This window comes from Helicobacter sp. T3_23-1056, assembly GCF_053654535.1.
In genome coordinates this window covers 1-18,273 of the sequence record NZ_JBSIUU010000022.1, presented here as the reverse complement: position 1 = coordinate 18,273, position 18,273 = coordinate 1, and the positions used below count along the sequence as shown (strand labels likewise).

The 18,273-nt window shown below is 39.5% G+C and carries 22 protein-coding genes; 14 read left to right on the top strand and 8 right to left on the bottom strand.

The window, feature by feature from the left end; genetic code table 11:
* Window positions 1-47 precede the first annotated feature (47 nt).
* Window positions 48-881: a 3-deoxy-8-phosphooctulonate synthase gene (kdsA, locus tag ACWIUO_RS10510; protein ID WP_454177846.1), complete on the top strand. Its 834-nt coding sequence runs from the start codon at window positions 48-50 to the stop codon at window positions 879-881.
* Between the two features lie 18 nt (window positions 882-899).
* The gene (locus ACWIUO_RS10505) at window positions 900-1,631 is read left to right on the top strand and encodes a 16S rRNA (uracil(1498)-N(3))-methyltransferase (protein ID WP_454177845.1); all 732 of its coding nucleotides are present in this window, start codon (window positions 900-902) and stop codon (window positions 1,629-1,631) included.
* Window positions 1,632-1,786: 155 nt separating this feature from the next.
* Here ACWIUO_RS10505 and ACWIUO_RS10500 read toward each other — a convergent pair whose 3' ends face one another.
* The 3 genes from ACWIUO_RS10500 to ACWIUO_RS10490 form a co-directional block, all read right to left on the bottom strand.
* On the bottom strand, window positions 1,787-2,017 hold the full coding sequence (locus ACWIUO_RS10500; protein WP_454177844.1) for a hypothetical protein: 231 nt from the start codon (window positions 2,015-2,017) through the stop codon (window positions 1,787-1,789).
* A 349-nt stretch (window positions 2,018-2,366) separates the two neighbouring features.
* Entirely contained in the window at window positions 2,367-2,726 is a 360-nt protein-coding gene (locus ACWIUO_RS10495; RefSeq protein WP_454177843.1) for a DUF6567 family protein, read from the bottom strand.
* Window positions 2,727-3,378: 652 nt separating this feature from the next.
* Window positions 3,379-4,806, bottom strand: coding sequence for a hypothetical protein (locus ACWIUO_RS10490; RefSeq protein ID WP_454177842.1), 1,428 nt, complete (start codon window positions 4,804-4,806; stop codon window positions 3,379-3,381).
* A gap of 248 nt (window positions 4,807-5,054) precedes the next feature.
* On the opposite strand from ACWIUO_RS10490, the gene ACWIUO_RS10485 reads away from it, so the two are divergent.
* Window positions 5,055-6,248 (top strand): glycosyltransferase family 9 protein, encoded by a 1,194-nt coding sequence (locus ACWIUO_RS10485; protein ID WP_454177841.1) that lies wholly within the window; start codon window positions 5,055-5,057, stop codon window positions 6,246-6,248.
* A 59-nt stretch (window positions 6,249-6,307) separates the two neighbouring features.
* Here ACWIUO_RS10485 and ACWIUO_RS10480 read toward each other — a convergent pair whose 3' ends face one another.
* Both ACWIUO_RS10480 and ACWIUO_RS10475 read right to left on the bottom strand, forming a co-directional pair.
* Window positions 6,308-8,053, bottom strand: coding sequence for a GspE/PulE family protein (locus ACWIUO_RS10480; protein WP_454177840.1), 1,746 nt, complete (start codon window positions 8,051-8,053; stop codon window positions 6,308-6,310).
* Window positions 8,054-8,173: 120 nt separating this feature from the next.
* Window positions 8,174-8,401 carry a hypothetical protein gene (locus ACWIUO_RS10475; RefSeq protein ID WP_454177839.1) on the bottom strand — a complete coding sequence of 76 codons (228 nt, stop codon included), beginning with the start codon at window positions 8,399-8,401 and terminating at the stop codon, window positions 8,174-8,176.
* 152 nt (window positions 8,402-8,553) lie between these two features.
* Between ACWIUO_RS10475 and ACWIUO_RS10470 the strand changes: the two genes are divergently transcribed.
* The 10 genes from ACWIUO_RS10470 to ACWIUO_RS10425 all read left to right on the top strand — a co-directional run bounded on the left by ACWIUO_RS10470 (window position 8,554) and on the right by ACWIUO_RS10425 (window position 16,460).
* Window positions 8,554-9,471 carry a hypothetical protein gene (locus ACWIUO_RS10470; RefSeq protein ID WP_454177838.1) on the top strand — a complete coding sequence of 306 codons (918 nt, stop codon included), beginning with the start codon at window positions 8,554-8,556 and terminating at the stop codon, window positions 9,469-9,471.
* Between the two features lie 26 nt (window positions 9,472-9,497).
* On the top strand, window positions 9,498-10,811 hold the full coding sequence (locus tag ACWIUO_RS10465) for a sigma-54-dependent transcriptional regulator (protein ID WP_454177871.1): 1,314 nt from the start codon (window positions 9,498-9,500) through the stop codon (window positions 10,809-10,811).
* A 77-nt stretch (window positions 10,812-10,888) separates the two neighbouring features.
* Entirely contained in the window at window positions 10,889-12,766 is a 1,878-nt protein-coding gene (gene thrS / locus ACWIUO_RS10460) for a threonine--tRNA ligase (protein WP_454177837.1), read from the top strand.
* Window positions 12,759-13,277: a translation initiation factor IF-3 gene (gene infC, locus ACWIUO_RS10455; RefSeq protein WP_454177836.1), complete on the top strand. Its 519-nt coding sequence runs from the start codon at window positions 12,759-12,761 to the stop codon at window positions 13,275-13,277. The genes thrS and infC overlap by 8 nt, the downstream gene beginning before the upstream one ends.
* 66 nt (window positions 13,278-13,343) lie before the next feature.
* Window positions 13,344-13,514 carry a hypothetical protein gene (locus tag ACWIUO_RS10450; RefSeq protein ID WP_454177835.1) on the top strand — a complete coding sequence of 57 codons (171 nt, stop codon included), beginning with the start codon at window positions 13,344-13,346 and terminating at the stop codon, window positions 13,512-13,514.
* Complete coding sequence (locus ACWIUO_RS10445) at window positions 13,514-13,939, top strand: hypothetical protein (protein ID WP_454177834.1); 426 nt, start codon at window positions 13,514-13,516, stop codon at window positions 13,937-13,939. Before ACWIUO_RS10450 ends, ACWIUO_RS10445 begins: the two co-directional genes overlap by 1 nt.
* A gap of 3 nt (window positions 13,940-13,942) precedes the next feature.
* Window positions 13,943-14,137 (top strand): 50S ribosomal protein L35, encoded by a 195-nt coding sequence (gene rpmI / locus ACWIUO_RS10440; RefSeq protein WP_023926866.1) that lies wholly within the window; start codon window positions 13,943-13,945, stop codon window positions 14,135-14,137.
* A gap of 345 nt (window positions 14,138-14,482) precedes the next feature.
* Window positions 14,483-14,836: a 50S ribosomal protein L20 gene (rplT, locus tag ACWIUO_RS10435; RefSeq protein WP_454177833.1), complete on the top strand. Its 354-nt coding sequence runs from the start codon at window positions 14,483-14,485 to the stop codon at window positions 14,834-14,836.
* A gap of 132 nt (window positions 14,837-14,968) precedes the next feature.
* Window positions 14,969-15,913: an ATP-binding protein gene (locus ACWIUO_RS10430; RefSeq protein ID WP_454177832.1), complete on the top strand. Its 945-nt coding sequence runs from the start codon at window positions 14,969-14,971 to the stop codon at window positions 15,911-15,913.
* 13 nt (window positions 15,914-15,926) lie between these two features.
* Window positions 15,927-16,460, top strand: a complete 534-nt coding sequence (locus tag ACWIUO_RS10425; protein ID WP_454177831.1) for a hypothetical protein — start codon at window positions 15,927-15,929, stop codon at window positions 16,458-16,460.
* Between the two features lie 81 nt (window positions 16,461-16,541).
* Here the strand turns inward: ACWIUO_RS10425 and ACWIUO_RS10420 are convergent, their stop codons facing one another.
* Window positions 16,542-16,697, bottom strand: a complete 156-nt coding sequence (locus tag ACWIUO_RS10420) for a hypothetical protein (RefSeq protein ID WP_454177830.1) — start codon at window positions 16,695-16,697, stop codon at window positions 16,542-16,544.
* A 32-nt stretch (window positions 16,698-16,729) separates the two neighbouring features.
* The gene (locus tag ACWIUO_RS10415; RefSeq protein WP_454177829.1) at window positions 16,730-17,623 is read right to left on the bottom strand and encodes a hypothetical protein; all 894 of its coding nucleotides are present in this window, start codon (window positions 17,621-17,623) and stop codon (window positions 16,730-16,732) included.
* Between ACWIUO_RS10415 and ACWIUO_RS10410 the strand changes: the two genes are divergently transcribed.
* A complete protein-coding gene (locus ACWIUO_RS10410) occupies window positions 17,594-17,761 on the top strand; it encodes a hypothetical protein (protein WP_454177828.1) in 168 nt (55 codons plus the stop codon). The genes ACWIUO_RS10415 and ACWIUO_RS10410 overlap by 30 nt on opposite strands.
* 12 nt (window positions 17,762-17,773) lie before the next feature.
* Here ACWIUO_RS10410 and ACWIUO_RS10405 read toward each other — a convergent pair whose 3' ends face one another.
* Window positions 17,774-17,905, bottom strand: coding sequence for a hypothetical protein (locus ACWIUO_RS10405; RefSeq protein WP_454177827.1), 132 nt, complete (start codon window positions 17,903-17,905; stop codon window positions 17,774-17,776).
* Window positions 17,906-18,273: the final 368 nt, after the last annotated feature.

Genomic DNA, 18,273 nt, shown 5'->3' with positions numbered 1-18,273 from the left:
ATCTAAACACATCAAGCACATCAAACACATTAAACAAAGGAAACCAAATGAACAAAAATCAAAAACTTATCCTAATGAGCGGTCCTTGCGTGATAGAGAGTGAGGAGCAGCTATCTCGCATAGCAGAGGGCATAGCACCTATCGCGCAAAATCCACGCATAGATTTTTATTTCAAAGCAAGCTTTGATAAAGCAAACCGCACAAGCCTAGAAGCATACCGCGGTCCGGGGCTAGACAAAGGGCTAAAAATGCTAGAATCTATCAAAAAAGATTTTGGCTATAAAATCATAACCGACATACACGAATCCCACCAAGCAAGTCCCATCGCAGAAGTGGCAGATATTATCCAAATCCCAGCATTTTTGTGCCGTCAGACAGATTTGGTAGTCGAGGTGGCAAAGAAAAACTGCATAATCAACATAAAAAAAGGGCAGTTTATGAACCCAAAAGATATGCGCTACTCCGTGCTAAAAGCCTTAAAAACCCGTGATAATTCCATAAATGAAGCTAGTTTTGCAGATTCGCTTAAACACAAAGTGTGGCTTACAGAGAGAGGTGCGAGTTTTGGCTATGGAAATCTTGTCGTAGATATGCGCTCACTTGTGATAATGCGTGAGTTTGCGCCCGTCATATTTGATGCGACTCATAGCGTGCAAATGCCCGGAGCTGCGGGAGGAAAAAGCGGTGGAGATAGCTCATTTGTCCCTTATCTAGCGCGCGCAGCTGCGGCTGTGGGGGTAGATGGGTTTTTTATGGAGACGCACTATGACCCTGCAAACGCGCTAAGCGATGGGGCAAATATGATTCCTTTGCATAAGCTAGAGGGGCTAATCAAAGAGATTTTAGCCCTGCAAGATAGCCTAAATCTAGCTAAAATCTAGCTTTTTGCATTTGTATGAGTGAAATCAAACCCTAGATTTTGTGGATTTTATGCGGGGTGGTTTATGCAGTTTGTGTTTGTAGAATCCTGCGGGGAAGAGGTTTTGACACTAGAGGGGGAGGCGTTTGCCCATATATGCTACGCTCGCAGGGGCAAAGTCGGGCAAACTCAAGCCGTGCGAAACCTGCGCGATGATAGGCTATACACCTATCGCATAGAATCCATATCCCGCAAAAACGCCACCCTAAAGCTAGAATCTAGCCAAATCCTCCCAAAGATTCCGCGATATTTTTCGCATATCATTTGGGCGATTATCTCGCCTCAAAGTATTTACAAAACCCTGCCTAGCCTAAATGAGCTAGGGCTTGGCAAGCTAAGTTTGTTTTATGCGCGATTCTCACAGGGGGGAGCAAAAATTGACACGGAGCGAATCAAGCGGATTTTGGTAGAATCCTGCGAACAATGCGGACGAAGCAATCTATGCGAAGTAGAGATTTTGCGCGATTTGGATTTGGTATTGGCGCGGTATAAAAAGGCTAGTGTGCTAGATTTTGGTGGGGAAATATTGCAATCTAGCGCGCAAACAAAAGAGATTTTGCAAAATGGGATTATTATCGGGGCTGAAGGGGGGTTTAGCGATGAGGAAAGAGAGACTTTGATAGCGCAAAATCGCAAAATCTATGGAATGGATAGCGAGCTAATCTTGCGCTCCACAACCGCGACTATGGCTATGCTTGCTAAGGGGGTGTAAATCAAAAACTTGCAAATCATAAAATACATTGTTTAGAAGTATGACTAATGTATTTTGATTCTTTGTAATGCTATTGCTAATGTGTGTCTTAAGTTAATGAGCCTTATGCGCGTTTAAGGACGCACATAAGGCTTAAGTCAATGGGGCATAGAGCGTTAATCGCAAGTATATGTAGTCTTGCTTGTGTAGGTGCAACCACAGCTATTTATACAGCCCTGCACAGCGACATTATCTAATGGCTGTCCCCTAAAAGTATTTTCACACTTTAAGGCACAATTTTTATCACCGTGTTTATCTGTCAATGGATTATCCTTACACGCATTAAGACTTACAATACACAACGCCAACACTAAGCCCATTTGCCATAATTTGCTAAATTCTCGCATCTCACACCACCTTAAAGTGAATTTGCTACCAAAATCCGCTTAAATGCGTTGATTCAAGGGATTTATGGCGCAAAGAAATGCTACAAAAAAAAAAAAAAAACGATTTTTAAACAAGGTGTTTTATTATGGCTACGCTTGCTAAGGGGGTGTAAAATCGCAGTTGCAACAAAACAAATGAGGTTTGTAAAAGTAGGGGGTTTTGTAAAGATTTTAAGTAGATTCTAGGGTTTTATGCGGATTTAGAAAATAAAATGTGCATAGATTTTGTGTGTTGGCAAAATCTATGCGATTCCTAAAAGAATTCCTTTTTTTGAACATTTGGAAATAAATCCAAACGCTTTTAAAAAGCCTATTTTACACCGATTGGCTGTCCTTTTGCGATTATGCAGTTTTTGCCAAAAAATAGCAAAGACCAGCTACTAGCGCGTATATCTACATTTGTTAGCGCGTCTGATGGTTGGTTGTTTTTAGCCGCATTATCAAGGGCTTTGGCTACCGCATCGCTTATGCGATTATTTCTATTGCCAAAACTTATGCCAAACACTTTGGTAATGCAAGATTTACCTTGCACCGTTTCGCCTTTTGCAATATTGCTTGCAAGAGGGGCTTGACCCGTCGAAGCGACAGAAAATTTCGCTAAATTTTGCGAACAACCAGCCATAAACAATGCCAACACTGCCACAGCGCACACACTAAGATATTTTGTCATTACGACTCCTTTATAGATTTTGCTACCAAAATCCGCTTAAATGCGTTGATTCAAGGGATTTATGGCGCAAAGAAATGCTACAAAAAAAAAAAAAAAAACGATTTTTAAACAAGGCGTTTATATAGCTTATGTGAAGTCTTTGGCAAGGATATTTTTTAGTGCATTTGCGAAGCGTTAGCAAAAATTTTGGGTAGTTTTGTAGTTTTTTTGCAATTTATGTTTTATATTCATATATATATTTCTTGCGCAATTTGCGCATTTTTTCGCATTTTACAAAATAAATTCTAAAAAAATTAAAATTTTTTATTGATAATTTTTTTTCATTAACTATTTTTATGTAGTATTTCACTTGTCCCCATTACCCCGATGGGGACAAAGCAGACTTTTTCAAACTCCGAAGAAACTAGATTCCCCTTATCTCTCTCTCAATCTTTTGGGGGAATCTAGCCTTTTTATTTTTTCACTCCCAAAAAACCCCTTAAAAAACCAAAACTCAAAAAAACTTTTCCACAACTTTTCACACAAATAAAAAAACAAAGCCCAAAACCAAAAAAAGCCAAACAAAACCAAAAAAACAAAACCCAAAAATCATCACTTAAATATTCATAAAATCTAATCAAAGCTAAATAGTTTTATCACATTCAAAAAAGCATTATATCGCCATTCGCACGCTATCAAATAGCGCGTCCATATTTTGCTTTGGGATAATGTATTGCACGCCCGCACTTTTTGCTTCCTGTGCTTGCTCAAATTTTGGCATAGTATCCACCACTAGGCAAAATGTGATTTGCTTTTTTTGGTTTGGTAGCTGTCTAGTGTTTTTGATAAAATCTAGCGCGCTCATTTCGCCTATTTTTTCCTCTAGCACGACTATATCGCAAGGATTTGATACAAGGATTTTTAGCGCGTTCATAGCGGCTTTTTCTACGATTATGCTAAGCGTGGAGTCGATTTTTTGGATTACTTCTTTGTATTTTAGCCCATCGACTTGGGAGTTTCGTAGCACTAGGACGGATTTTTTGCTGACATCTTCTAGGTATTTTAGCAAGTCAAAAAGCTCTTTTGATTTTGGTGAAGCCTTTGTCCTATCGATACCGCGCAAAAAATATCGCAAAAATGTCTTTGAGCTAAATCCCCCCTCTATGCGCGCATCGCGGAAAAACCTCCGCACACTCTCGCTTAGCTTTGCCCTCCCCCACAACGCAGAATCCAAATCATACGCCTTAGAATTTAGCAAAGAAATAAACCTATCTTTTATATCTCGTAGCATCGGTGCATACACGCTTACAAACTCACTAAAATGCTCTTCTTTAAACTTTTTTAGCCGAAAATGCGCTTTTTCTAAAAACTCTTGGCTTGTAGCGATAAACTGAATCAAATCCACATACGCCCTGCGCATAGCTTTGACTTCTTTTTCCATAAAGCTAAATTCTTGGGATTTTTTATCCATTCGTTGCAGTTTGCGCTCTCCAGCCTCTAGATTTGTCCCCATCGTCTGACATTGGGCTTTGGCATTTGCTAGGGCTGCTTGCCTAGCTTCGATTTCTTTTTCTACTTTGATAAACTCCAACTGCTTAGACAAAAAGATTTTTTCAAACGCATACGCGGGCGTGTATTGCGCTTTTTTGACATAGTTTTCAAAATCCTTAAATAGCGAATTTATCTCGTGCTTGATATTGCGCAAATCCTCATTTTCGACTAGATTATCCATTTCGCACAAATCATTATACGCGGTAAGCAAAAACCTCCTCATACGCAAAAAATCTAGCGCACTATGCCCATCTACAAAATCACTATAATTACGCAAAATCTCATTTTCTTGGGCGAAAAACTCCTCTATGCAGACATTTGGCATTTTTGTCATAGGAATGGTGTCTGGGTCGATAGGTTTTGGCTTTATCCTAGCTCGCGTAACCACGCGCATCTCTACTTCAAACTCCACATCTTCGCCCTCTTGTGGCGCGCCATTATCATCTAGCCACACATCAAGGCTAAAATCAAAAATCCGTTTATTTAAATCCTGCTCGATTTTGCCTTGTTTGGTGGCTGTATCTATGCTTATTAGCTTGCCTGTAAGCATTTTTAAACTCCTAGTTTTTGCGCTTAGTCGCGCTTTGTTTTGCGCTATTATATAAAATTTGCATTAAGTTTTGTTGTATTTATTGTGTTTTGTGGCGTTTGGTGTGCTATTAAATGGCGTTATTTAAATCTATGTAGCGATATTTTGCTAAAATCTACGCATTTTTACACGCCAAAATGCTTTTCCAAATTTTTTTTAGCAAAATCCCCCACAAATAAAAACAAATCAAAATCTAATAAAGAATCACAATGCCACCATCAAAATCCCCAAAAATCGCATATTATCGAAATCTTTTTATCGGCGATAGTATCATCGCCCTAGATTCTATCTGCGCGATAAAAGCCCTGTATCCAAACGCGCATTTATGCGTATTTTGTGGGGATATTGGGGAGCAGATTTTTGCTCCATTTCGCTTTATCGATGAAATCATAAATATCCAAAATCTAAGCAAAAAAGAGATTATTAAAGAGCTAGATTTTAGGGAGTTTGATTATCTTATTTTGACACAGCCAAACCGCAAGCACACAAGCATTGCAAGCACTAGCAATGCAAAAGTAGTCATTAGCTTTATGATGTGGCATAATATTTTTAGGCGTGTGTTTGGCAAGAGGGAATTTAGACGCGTGTTTTACTCGCGCTCTTTTTCGCAAACTCCAAATTATAAGCGACTTTTAAGCCTTGTAAGGGCGATAGATACGAAGCATTATGATATTTCTAAGGTGGATTTTAGCGGGGCAAGATTCCCATTTAGCCGTGCGCATAGAGAGTTTGTAGAGCAAAATCTTGCGTTTTTGGCATTGGATAAAATGGATAAAAAAGGCTTAAAATCTAAGTTAGGGGGGGGGCTTTTAGATTCTAAGCAAAATGCAAGCGATAAATCAAACAATCAATTAAGTGAAAATGCAAGCAAGGATTTAAGTAAGGCTTTAAATGAGAATTTAGACAAAGATTTACGCAATGATTTAAATGAAAAACAAAATATAGAAGTCAAAATTTTGATAAACCCGTATTCAAATTCCTGCCCTGTAAGCCTTACAAAAGAAGGCTATGCAAGGCTAGCAAACACCCTAGCGACAACTCTACCAAACTCTAAAATCATCATTTCTAGCTTTGCGTCCGCCCCGCCACTGCCACATCTAAAAAACCTCCCAAATATTTATACTTTTGTAAATAATAGCGATTTGCTAAATCTAGTCGAGCTAGTGCGAACCGCAGATATAGTCATCTCCCCTAGCACGAGCGTGATACACATAGCTGATAATCTAGGCAAAAAAATCATAGGCATATATAGCCAAAAAGATATGTCCCTATGGCTAGGCAAAAATATGGATAAATCAATGATGATAGTCCCAAAAACGCACACAAAAAAGCTAGACACGCATAAGGAAAATGCCATCATAGAATCCATAATCCAAAATGTGCTAAAAATATCGCAGGCTTAAAAAACGAACGCTACGAATGAAGCGGCTAGATTTTGACTAGATTTTGGCTTTTGTGTTTTTTAGTCAAGCTGGGCTATTTCTTTGTAGTCTAGCCATTGCTTTTTGCGCAGGGCGTCATCTTTTAGCGTGGGGAGGTTTTTTGCCATCAGTGCTTTTTTTAGATTCCCACGCCAATCGCTAGAATCTAGCGTTTGACTAGATTTTGCGTCCTCGCTTTTGTCGATGCTTCCTGCTAAAAATGGCATTTCATAAAACGCTTTTTTTAGCTCATTGTCAAAGTAGATTCCTTGCGCGATGACTTCCCTGCCATTTATCCCTAGCCCCTGACATTTCTCACAGCCCACCGCATAAAATCTTTGCTCATTATCTGCGCTAGATTCCCACTCTTTGCAATGCAAACAAAGCCTACCCAAAAGCCTCTGGGCGATGACACAAATAAGGCTAGATTCTACCACGCTTCTAGGTGCTCCCATCTCAAATAGCCTCTCCAAAGTCGAAATGCAATCATTGCTATGAAGGCTAGCAAGGACTAAATGCCCTGTGAGAGAGGCATTTAGGGCTAGCTCTAGGGTTTGTTTGTCGCGGATTTCGCCTATCATTATGATGTCTGGGTCTTGACGCAGGACAAAGCAAAGTGCCTCATAAAAAGAAAATCCAATCTCTGGGTTGATTTGGATTTGGGTTGCTAGGGGGATTTGGTATTCGATAGGGTCTTCAAGTGTGATTAGCTTTTTTTGGGAGGTTTTTAGCGAATCAAGCGCGGCATAAAGGGTGGTTGATTTGCCTGAGCCTGTGGGTCCTGTGATAAGGATTAGCCCGTTTTTGCGATTTAGGGCTTTGGCTAAAATCTCTACAATCTCTTTGCTTAGCCCTAGATTTTCTAGGCTGATTTGCTCTTTGTGCTTGTATAAAATCCTAAGCACGAGGGATTCTCCGCTAAGCAAAGGCACGCACGATATACGAAAATCATATTCTATATCGCCAAAATTCCGCGCATATCGCCCATCTTGAGGCATTCTAGTCTCTGTAATGTCTAGTTTGGATTCTAGTTTGATTTTGCTAGAGAGTTTGGCGGTGCTTTCTTTTGTAAGCCTAGCTATCTCGCGCAATCGCCCATCTATGCGAAATCTAATACTCCCAAAATCCCCCCTATCTTCTAAATGAATATCGCTAGCGCGGTGGGCTATCGCCTCTTGCAAGACAAAATCTAACTGCGCGCTAATATCCCTCAATGCGTAATATTTCTCCAAAAATGACAATCCTTGCAAAATCCACGAAAAATAATGGCTAGATTCGCGCACAAAAAGTATGGGTTTATGATACGCGCTAAGATGATGGGAAATCGTTTGCTTGGCTAGGGTTTGGGTTGTTTTATGTTGCTGTGTGGGTTCTTGTTGGGCGGAATTTTGTGGATTTTTTGCATCTGTGGCATCATCGTCCAAATCCCGCATAACAACGATAATATGCTCAACAAGGCTAGAATCTGCGGGGGTTAGGGGGTTTGTTGAGTTTGTTTGGCTTTGTGAATCTGCAGAATTTGCGGGGTTATGAGGTGGATTTTGCAATGGATTTTGCGTTTGTGGTGGTGGATTTTGGCTAGTTTTAGCGTTTGGGGGGGTTTTTATATTTTGGTGGTTTTGGATATTTTGTTGATTTGGAAGTGCGATAGGGCGAGGTTCTATCCCATAGACAAACGCCCCCAATCGCTCACTAATCTCAAAAGGCAACATATCAATGCTTAGCTTTTGTGGCGCATAAAGCGATAAATCAATGCTATTTTGCAATGCCAAAATATGAGTTTTCATTCTAGTAAAATTTGTTTTATTTAAAATCTATCGCTGTTTTGATACCCAAATATATAATGCTTAGGACACCAAAAAATGCGATTCCAAAAATGATATATTCCATAATCACTACCTTATTTTTTATGCTTCGCCTATTTCACCAATCTTTGCATTTATCTTTTTGCTTATAAAGCAAATCGCACATATTAGCAAAAGGCTTAAGATTCCAGCTCCAACAAGTATCCATAGCGGTGATTTTGCGTAGTTTGTGATACTCCAGCCCATTATCGCTAAAAAAGTCGCCACAAAAATACCAAGCCAAAATTTTAACATACCGAGTTGTTCTTTTAGTTTGTCGATTTTTGCCATAAGCGCGATTATAACACAATAGGGACAAAAATTGCCATTATCTTAGCATTTACAATGCCTTTTAAGTCGCAATGTGCTATAATGCTAGCTTGTATCTAGCAAATCTTGCAAACCAAAATCTAGTAATTCAAAAAATAAAAGGGAATCTACAAATGCTACTATACGCACCACAAGTGCTGACACGACAAAACCCCACAACACTTTCTATAAACAAAAATATTGCAAAAAATACCATTGCACAAAGATTTTTTACGCTTTTTTTAAAAATATTGCATTTTTCACGCAATATATTTGCTAGCTTTTGTATATTTGTATGCCTTGTGCCTTGCTCATTTGCTATATCGCTAGATGACACTAGATTAGATTTTAGCGGGGCAAAATCTACCAAACAATCTAGTCTAACTAACCCAAAATCCACAAAAAAATCAACCACCAAAGAGCCAAAATCTTTTATCATAGAATCAGACTCTCTTGTAATCGCGCCTGATTCTAGGATAAAGTCCATAAAACCACCTGCGCAAAACCCTGCAAGTGAGATTTTAAACCCAAAAAAAGCCTTGAGCAAAGAATCCAAAGCAAACGCAGAATTGCTAGATTCTAGCGTGATTCCCCAACATTTGCCACGCGCAAAAATCCCCTCTCCGCTTTTGCCTCCGCCAGCCCTATCTCCCCACACAGACATTAGCGAGCCACTAGAAAAAAGAGAATTTATCATTTCTTACAAGGCATTAAGCCAAAATGGAATCATCACGGGCGAAAAATACAATATCTCTATCCCCATTATCTCAAAATCCACCCTCCCCATCGCATACACTTGCTCGCTTGACACGCCGATAAATGACTTGGTTACCGATGATGAATCTTATGCGATAAAATATGTGCTGTATTTTTACAAAGATTTGGTGCTAGATTGTTTGGAAAAAGGCGGGACTTCTGTGCTATCGTATGCCAGCTTAGCAAACGCCACGCCCATAAGCGATGATACGCTACTATCTGTGCCTGCTAGACGGATTTTGGCGTATTTTGATAATCGCTACTTAATCCTAGAAATCCTAAAAGAGCTACAATGAAAGAAAATCCACAAAAAGACAAACAGATGAAAATCGCAATCGTAGAAGATGATATAAATATGCGAAAAAGCCTAGAGCTGTTTTTTGCCGAGCAAAAAGACTTAGAAGTCATCACTTTTAGAAGCCCAAAAGACGCACTTGGTGCGCTAGATTCTAGCTTTGATTTGGTGATTACGGATTTAAATATGCCATATATGAATGGGCTTGATTTTTTAAAAGAGCTAGGCGGCAAGTATGAAATGATAGTCATCACGGGCAATGCCACGCTAAATGCGGCGATAGATTCTATCCGCTTGGGGGTAAAAGATTTTTTTCAAAAGCCTTTTGAGCCTGAATTGTTATTAGAAGCGATTTATCGTAGCAAAAAAATCTTAGAATTTCAGCGCACCCACGCCAAAACCACAAGCCCCAAAACCCCACAAATCAACGAGCAAAGCCCATTTGTCGCTACAAGCCCCACGCTAGAATCGCTAAAATCCCAAGTCCTAAAAGTCGCAAAAACGGATTCTAGCGTGCTTCTTATGGGGGAGAGTGGCGTTGGCAAGGAAGTCTTTGCGAGGTTTATCCACGAAAATTCTATGCGGGCAAAAGAGGCTTTTATCGCTATCAATATGGCTGCAATCCCCGAACATCTGCTAGAGAGCGAGCTTTTTGGCTATGAAAAAGGGGCTTTCACAGACGCGCTTGCCACCAAACAAGGGCTTTTTGAGCTAGCAGATGGCGGGACATTGTTTTTAGATGAGATAGGCGAAATGCCATTGTTACTGCAGGCAAAACTGCTCCGCGCTATACAAGAAAAAGAAGCCACAAGGCTAGGCGGGAGCAAGCCTACTAGCTTTGATGTGCGCATAATCTCTGCGACAAATGCAAATCTAGAGGAGCAAATCGCGCAAAAAAAATTTAGAGAGGATTTGTATTATCGTTTGCAGACTATCCCTGTGAAAATCCCGCCACTGCGAGAAAGGAAAGAAGAGATTTTGCCTATCGCACAATGGAAGCTAGAGCTTGTCATAGCCCAATACAACTTAGAATCCAAAACCTTTAGCCAAGAGGCAAAAGACGCGCTTTTGGGCTATGAGTGGCACGGAAATATTAGAGAGCTACTCTCTGTGGTAGAGAGGGCTGCCATACTTAGCGAAAATCAAATCATTCCAAAAGATTTATTTTTAGAATCTAGAAAATCAAAGCCAAAAGACAAAATAGAGGAGCTAGAAAAACAGCTTTTAGCAGAAGTGCTAAGCGAGTGCGCAAACGACACCAAAAAGGCAAGCAAATTGCTAGGAATGAGTGAGGAAATCCTCTTTCACAAACTAGCCAAATACGATATAAGCATAAAATAATGTCGATTATGGTAATATCGCTTTTTTGGAATTTGTGGAGCTTTTTAGCCAAAATCTAAATAAAAAAATGGAGCAAAATGAGTAGCAAACAACTTATAGGCTTTAAGCAAGATAATACGATTTTTGATTTACAAACCGCGCTAGAATCTAGCACAAAAAATGCTAGTAAAGATTTTGATAGATTAGAGGATTTAGACAAAATCAGCGGGGATAAAATCTATTTTGACAACTCCCCTGAAGCGTTAGAGATTATCCGTCATTCTTGTGCGCATCTGCTAGCCCAAGCGATAAAGAGCCTTTACCCTGAGGCGAAATTTTTTGTAGGACCTGTGGTAGATGAGGGGTTTTATTATGATTTTAAGGTGGATTCTAAGATTAGCGAGGAGGATTTACCCAAAATCCAAAAAGCAATGAAAGAAATCGCCCAAAAAGGCTATGACATCACCAAATCCACGATGAGTCGCAAAGACGCGCAAGAAAAATTTGCCGATGATGAGCTAAAACTCGCGGTTATGAGTAAGATTACAGGCGATAGCTTTGGGATTTACACGCAGGGCGATTTTTTTGACTTGTGTCGGGGACCGCATTTGCCAAATACCAAACTTTTAGCGCATTTTAAACTCACCAAAATCGCAGGGGCGTATCTAGGCGGCGATGAGAGCGCGCAAATGCTAACAAGAATCTATGGCATTGCCTTTGCGGACAAAGAGTCGCTAAATGCCTATATCACGCAAATGGAGGAAGCAAAAAAGCGCGACCACAGAAAGCTAGGGCAAGAAATGGGGCTTTTTACTTTTGATGAGGAAATCGGCGCGGGACTGCCGATATGGCTACCCGCAGGAGCAAGGCTAAGGCGTAAAATCGAGGAACTACTCACCCGCGCACTCATAATGCGCGAATACGAGCCTGTGCGCGCACCTGAAATCCTAAAAAGCGATGTGTGGCGCAAAAGCGGGCATTATGCCAACTACAAAGAAAATATGTATTTCACCACCATCGATGAGCAAGAGTATGGCATAAAGCCTATGAATTGTGTCGGGCATATCAAAGTCTATCAAAGTGCCAAGCGAAGCTACCGCGAATTGCCGCTTAGATTTTATGAATACGGCGTGGTGCATCGACACGAAAAAAGTGGCGTGCTTCACGGGCTTTTGAGGGTTAGGGAATTTACCCAAGATGATGCGCATATTTTTTGTCTGCCTAGTCAAATTGAAAGCGAAGTAAATCAGATTCTAGAATTTACGCACAAAATAATGAAAGCCTTTGATTTTAGCTACGAAATGGAGCTAAGCACGCGCCCAAGCAAATCTATCGGCGAAGATTCTATATGGGAATCCGCCACACTTGCCCTACAAAACGCGCTAGAAAAAAACGGCATAAAATACGGCATAGATGAGGGTGGCGGGGCGTTTTATGGACCTAAAATCGACATAAAGATAACCGATGCGATAGGGCGTAAATGGCAGTGTGGCACGGTGCAAGTGGATATGAATTTGCCAGAACGCTTTGAGCTAGAATACACCGATGAAAACAATGAGGCAAAACGCCCTGTGATGCTCCATCGCGCGATTTTGGGGAGCTTTGAGCGGTTTGTAGCGATTTTGACAGAGCATTTTAGCGGGGAGTTTCCTTTCGCCCTTGCGCCTACCCAAGTGGTGCTTATCCCTATCGGGCAAGAGCAAAACGCGTATGCGAAAGAAATCCAGCGAAAACTGCGCGAAATCGGCGCGTATAGCGAAGTAAGCGACAAAAACGAAACCCTCTCAAAGCGCGTGCGCAACGCAGAAAAAGCCCGCGTGCCTTTAATCGCGGTCATCGGCGCAAACGAAGTGGAATCCAAAATGCTAGCATTGCGCGATAGACGCGTGAAAAAAGAGGATTCACAATACAATCTAAGCGAAGGAGAATTTTTGGAAATGGTAAAATCTAAAATGCAAAGGGTGAGCTTTGAGTAAAGATGAAGTGCTAATAAATGAGGAAATACAGCTTAGCGAAGTGCGCTGTATCAGCGATAGTGGCGAAGTGTATGGGGTGATGAGCTCTAGGGAGGCGTTAGAAATCGCGGTGAGGGAGGATTTGGACTTGGTGCTTATCTCGCCAAATGCCAAACCGCCTGTGTGCAAGGTGATGGACTATGGGAAATTCCGCTATCATCAAGAAAAGCGACAAAAAGAAGCGCGCAAAAAGCAAAAGCAAATCGACATCAAAGAAATCAAACTCTCCACCCAAATCGCCCAAAACGACATCAACTACAAAGTCAAGCACGCAATAGAATTTTTAAAATCTGGAAAGCATGTGCGATTTAAGGTGTTTTTAAAACAGCGCGAGGTAAATATCCCTGATGCGGGGGCTGACACGCTAAAAAAAGTCGCAGCAATGATAGAGGAAGTCGCCATAGCAGAAAAAGAGCCAAAGCTAGAGGGACGCTATCTCTCCGTGCTGTATGTGCCTAAAAAAATCAAGTAAATATTATGTTGCTAGAAATTTAGGTAATTTATGGCACAATATAAAATCTAAAAAATAGGAGTGAAAATGAGCAATAAACAAAAAAACACGACGCAAGCAAACCTTAGCAATGAAAGTTTAAGTGGATATAGTTTAGCATTGGAGTTAGCAAAAAAGATACGAGAGCAAGGACGACAACAGCAACTAAAAGCTGATGTAAAACAAAATACAACACAAACTAAAGAGGTCAAAAAATAATGCTAGAAACCACAAAAGATATTACATTATTCACAATCAAGTTTCTTTTAAACAGAGATGTATTGCCACCTCTAATTACAATTTTTGCGTCTTTTTTAATTGCTAGGAGTATTTTTGTGAAAAGTGCGACAGTGCAAATTGAATTCTCTATGACACAAAAAATAGAAAATTATTTAAACTGCATTGCTGATATAAATTCAAATGAAAATGATATAGTGCTTGCTAAATATAAACTTTTAACTGCGCTTGATTTATATTACAAATATTATACGAAAAAATATTTGGATAAAAAAATTGTTAATGAGAATAATCTAATGTATAAGGGAATCATTGACGAAAATATGGATATTATCACAGAAAATAAGGCGATATTTAACAACATATACAAATATATTACAGAACATAAAATCTATGAAAGGAGGTAGCAAATGCCAAAGATGAAAACAAATCGCGGGGCGGCAAAAAGATTTAAATGCAAAAAAAATCTTATCAAACGCGGCAGTGCGTTTCGCAGTCATATATTGACCAAAAAATCGCCCAAGCGCAAAGCGCGACTAAAATCGCCCCATTTTGTGCATAGTGCAAATATTGATTCTGTGAAAAATCTGCTTTGCCAAGCGTAGATTTACGCGCTTTTATGCGTGCGAAACGCGCTAACAATAGCAGTGAAAACGCAAAGATTTTGCACATTTTAAAATGCACAAAAATGCGATTAGAAAAAAGTTTAAGTCAAAGTCCCCCTTATAGCGAGAATCAAACTTGCAAAAAAGGGCAAGATTAGCCTAGAATCAAAACATACGCGCAAGGATTTTGAGGCTATTTTTGTGGCTTTGCAAGCTAAATAAGCGCAGATAGAATGCGACATTCATCAAGCGAAGGTTAGCGAAGCAATCCGCAAAAATAGCCCAAAAGCACAAGCGTAGCAGGGCTACACCTTAGAAATATAAAAAAAGGTAAAGGAGAAAATAATGAGAGTAAAAACAGGCATAGTGCGCCGTAGGCGACACAAAAAAGTCCTAAAACAGGCAAAAGGCTTTTATAGCGGGCGTAGGAAGCATTTCCGCAAGGCAAAAGAGCAACTAGAGCGAAGTTTGTGCTATGCGTTTCGCGACAGGAAGCAAAAAAAGCGCGATTTTAGAAGTCTTTGGATTATCCGTATCAACGCCGCGTGCAGAATGCAAGATATAAGCTATTCTAAATTTATGCACGGGCTAAAGCTCGCAAATATACAGATGGATAGGAAGATTCTAGCCGATATGGCGATGAATGACATTGAGAGCTTTAATAAACTCGTGCAAAGCGCAAAAGGAGCGATGAAATAGCGCGACAACGCATAGAGATATATCGTTTTATTGTGCGTTGCGCATAACGGTGATGAAACCTAGCGAAATTATGGTTGGTTTCATCACTGCAACGATAAATAGCATTGGCTATGCTAATACAAAAGGGCGAGAGTGAAGCCTATTAACTTACTTGACTTCTATAATTTATACAATACTGGCAACATAACAGAACAAATCAAATTATACTTAGGAATCATTCATAGTAAAGATTACGAGTTAGGAGATTTAGCGTTATTGTGTAAAAATCTTAAATCGCATACTTCCCATAACTATTGTCATATCTTTGAAAATTATTACATTAACTATCAAATCCCACAAATCGGTAAAGAGTTTGATATTTTGCGAATTGGCAAAAATGACATCGTAAATATTGAGTTAAAATCACAAAAAATAGATTTAACAAAAATGACAAAACAACTCCAAAGAAATCATTATTATCTTTCATTTTTACAAAAAACTATTTATTGTTTTACTTTTGTTAGTGAAACCTGCGATGTTTATTATTATGATGAAAGTAGCAAAAAAATAGAAATTACAAAATTGGATAATATTATAAAAATTCTTGATAATTTTAAAGATAGCACGAAAAATATAAATGACTTATTTATTCCAAATAATTACCTAGTTTCTCCATTTAACAATACAGAATCTTTTTTGGAAAATAAATACTTCTTAACACAAGCTCAAGAAAAAATAAAAAAAGAAGTTTTGCTAGGCATACAAGGAGCAAAATCAAAAATATTTTCCATAGCTGGTCAAGCAGGGACTGGAAAGACATTGCTTACTTATGACATCGCTAAATCACTAATGAAGGAAGGATATAAAATTACAATTATTCATTGCGCTTCCTCAAATGACGGTATTTTGAAATTATCTCAAAATAAATGGGATATAATTCCTATCAAAGAATTTCAATTAGAGCAGGTTGGTTCTAACATCTTGATTTTTGATGAAACACAAAGGTTAGGCGTAAAACAAGTAACAGAGATTTTAACATCGAATAAGACATTGATATTTGCGCACGACATAAAACAAAAAATTAAATCGACAAAATGAAGCTGAAAAAGTTGTGAATCTTATCGAAGAAGCTGCGGGTCAATTTCACTACAATATAAGCAATAAAATTAGAAGCAACAAGCAAATTGCTTCATTTATAAAAAAGTTTTTTAATTTAGAAAAAATATCAAGCGATGCAATGAGTGGTAATGATTACAACGATATATCATTTTACTATGCCGAAAATAACGAGGAAGCAAAATATTATGTTGATTATTTAATAGAGCAAGGTTGGGAATATATTTATCTCACTCCAAGTAATTTTAATGATGATAAGTTACGCAAGGTTCAATTTTTATCCACACAAAGCGCACATAAAGTTATAGGGCAAGAATTTGACAATGTGGTTGTAATAATTACGCAAGATTTTTACTACAACAATAATAAGCTAGGTTATAGCGATAGAAGTTGGCATTATAACCCTATTGAAACACTATTCCAAGCCATAACTCGCACGCGAAACAAACTCAAATTTGTAATTATAAACAATTTGGAAATTTATAATGCTTGTATGCAAATCATTTCCGATAAGCCACGAGGTGACTAATAACTTTGCTTTATCTTTGCTAACTTGCGTGTGATTTGGGGCTAGAATATTTGCAAAATTTCGTCTATATTTATAATTTCTCTACTTTTTCACAAACTCAAAAAGTCCGACACTTCCGCCTTTTGGATATTCAGGGATTGAATCTAACTTATCTTTATAAACCTGCAACTCACCATTTTTGCGCTCCATACACATCATAATCCCCCAAACTAATAGCCCGCGCTTAGCTATTTTCAAAATATTTTAGCAATGCTTGCAATATGCGCGCTTCACTCCCACAGGGATTTTAGTAGCGCGATGTAGGCGGGTTGTTTGGAGTTTAGGACTTTAAATGAATCTAATATATGCGAAAAGTCGCTAAAATCTAGCCCGTAGAGTTTGGCTACTTTTATGTCTAGTCGTGCTTTTAGGCTGTCGTAGAGTTTTGGCGTGGTGGGGATTTCGCTTTTTGCTATGTCAAATTCGTTTGCCAACTGCGCGAAATGCCCCGCTTTGTCGTTGTAAAGTTGCAAGATAAGCGCGCTCTTAGCGATAAATGCGTAAGCTTCATTGCTTTTGATTTGCTCATCGCTTGGCTGTGGCAGTGGGATTCGCTTGATATAAGTTTTATCCACGCTAATTTGAATCATAGCCCTTGCGATATAATCCATGATTAGTGAGTTAAAAATCCCTAACATAAAACAGATTTTTGTGTGGCTTATATCGCTTGTGCGAATCTGTCCTGAATCTAAAATATATCGCTTTGGGATTAGCCCATACATTGTATGTCCAAATCCGCAATCCTTTGGCAATAGGCTAAAAATCAGTGTCCGCTCATCTGTATCCCTTGCAATCGCACGAAATGCAAGGCGAAAGTAGGCTCTGTCGAATCGAATAAGGGTGGATTCAAAAGTGGCACATTCAGCTTTTGGCGATAAATCGTGGAGTTTGTCGCTCGCTTCGTCAATAGACGCATTAGTCTTATTTCCTCGCTCGCGACTGCACAACCCCGATTTCTCACTCAAAATCTTAGAATGTGCGCTTGGCGTTTTATCCATTGCGTGTGGCTTTTCACTTAAAACCCCCTCCCTTGCGGAGGGGGTTTTTGCTTCGGCTAACGCCTCGCAACCCGTTGGGTGGGGGGTGGGTAATTTTTGTGGTGGATTTGGCGGATTTATACCCACCCCCTTTGTCCCCCTCCGCAAGGGAGGGGGATTTTAGATTGCCACGCAAATGCTACTTTTTACAAAGTCGCATTTGCTCGCAATGGCAGAATATGGTATGTGGATTGCCACGCGTTGCGTTGCAACGCGTGGCAATGACGGCGGTAGAATCTAAAAATACCCACCCCCTAGCCCCCTCGTGCTAAGGGAGGGGGGATTTTTGGATTGCCACGCAAAAATTCGCTTACACTCATTTTTGCTCGCAATGACGATTGAATCTGTCGGATTGCTATTCTTTGTCATATTGAGCGTGTGAGCGCGAATTATCTCTTTTCTTTTTGTGTTAATTTTTGAGCGAAAAAAAGCGTGGTGGGAAAAGCTAGGGCTTTTTGTTAGCAAAGTAAAAAAAACTAGGGCTTTTTGCTGGCAAAGTAAAACGCTAAGGCTTTATGCCTGCAAGGTGTGAAATGCGTGGTTTTTGCTAGCTTTTTATGCTAGATTTGGCTAAAAAGAAAAAAGCTAAGTCAAAAAAAGCCTAAAAAAGCGTGGCAAAGGCTAGCATAGTAGGATTTTTTTAGATTTTGCAGGGGGGTAGATGCCCAAGTGCGTGGCTAGATTTTGTGTCAAAACGCTTGATTTTTTGGCAAAAAACTAAAAATGCTTCGTTTTTA

What these genes read in the sequence shown, in the direction of transcription:
- ACWIUO_RS10500 (WP_454177844.1), bottom strand. Translation starts at nt 2,017, where the DNA reads ATGCGAGAATTTAGCAAATTATGGCAAATGGGCTTAGTGTTGGCGTTG.
- ACWIUO_RS10475 (WP_454177839.1), bottom strand. Translation starts at nt 8,401, where the DNA reads ATGGCAAAAATCGACAAACTAAAAGAACAACTCGGTATGTTAAAATTT.
- rplT (WP_454177833.1), top strand. Translation starts at nt 14,483, where the DNA reads ATGAGAGTAAAAACAGGCATAGTGCGCCGTAGGCGACACAAAAAAGTC.
- ACWIUO_RS10450 (WP_454177835.1), top strand. Translation starts at nt 13,344, where the DNA reads ATGAGCAATAAACAAAAAAACACGACGCAAGCAAACCTTAGCAATGAA.
- kdsA (WP_454177846.1), top strand. Translation starts at nt 48, where the DNA reads ATGAACAAAAATCAAAAACTTATCCTAATGAGCGGTCCTTGCGTGATA.
- ACWIUO_RS10495 (WP_454177843.1), bottom strand. Translation starts at nt 2,726, where the DNA reads ATGACAAAATATCTTAGTGTGTGCGCTGTGGCAGTGTTGGCATTGTTT.
- ACWIUO_RS10445 (WP_454177834.1), top strand. Translation starts at nt 13,514, where the DNA reads ATGCTAGAAACCACAAAAGATATTACATTATTCACAATCAAGTTTCTT.
- thrS (WP_454177837.1), top strand. Translation starts at nt 10,889, where the DNA reads ATGAGTAGCAAACAACTTATAGGCTTTAAGCAAGATAATACGATTTTT.
- ACWIUO_RS10465 (WP_454177871.1), top strand. Translation starts at nt 9,498, where the DNA reads ATGAAAATCGCAATCGTAGAAGATGATATAAATATGCGAAAAAGCCTA.
- ACWIUO_RS10490 (WP_454177842.1), bottom strand. Translation starts at nt 4,806, where the DNA reads ATGCTTACAGGCAAGCTAATAAGCATAGATACAGCCACCAAACAAGGC.
- ACWIUO_RS10485 (WP_454177841.1), top strand. Translation starts at nt 5,055, where the DNA reads ATGCCACCATCAAAATCCCCAAAAATCGCATATTATCGAAATCTTTTT.
- ACWIUO_RS10470 (WP_454177838.1), top strand. Translation starts at nt 8,554, where the DNA reads ATGCTACTATACGCACCACAAGTGCTGACACGACAAAACCCCACAACA.
- ACWIUO_RS10480 (WP_454177840.1), bottom strand. Translation starts at nt 8,053, where the DNA reads ATGAAAACTCATATTTTGGCATTGCAAAATAGCATTGATTTATCGCTT.
- rpmI (WP_023926866.1), top strand. Translation starts at nt 13,943, where the DNA reads ATGCCAAAGATGAAAACAAATCGCGGGGCGGCAAAAAGATTTAAATGC.
- ACWIUO_RS10405 (WP_454177827.1), bottom strand. Translation starts at nt 17,905, where the DNA reads ATGACAAAGAATAGCAATCCGACAGATTCAATCGTCATTGCGAGCAAA.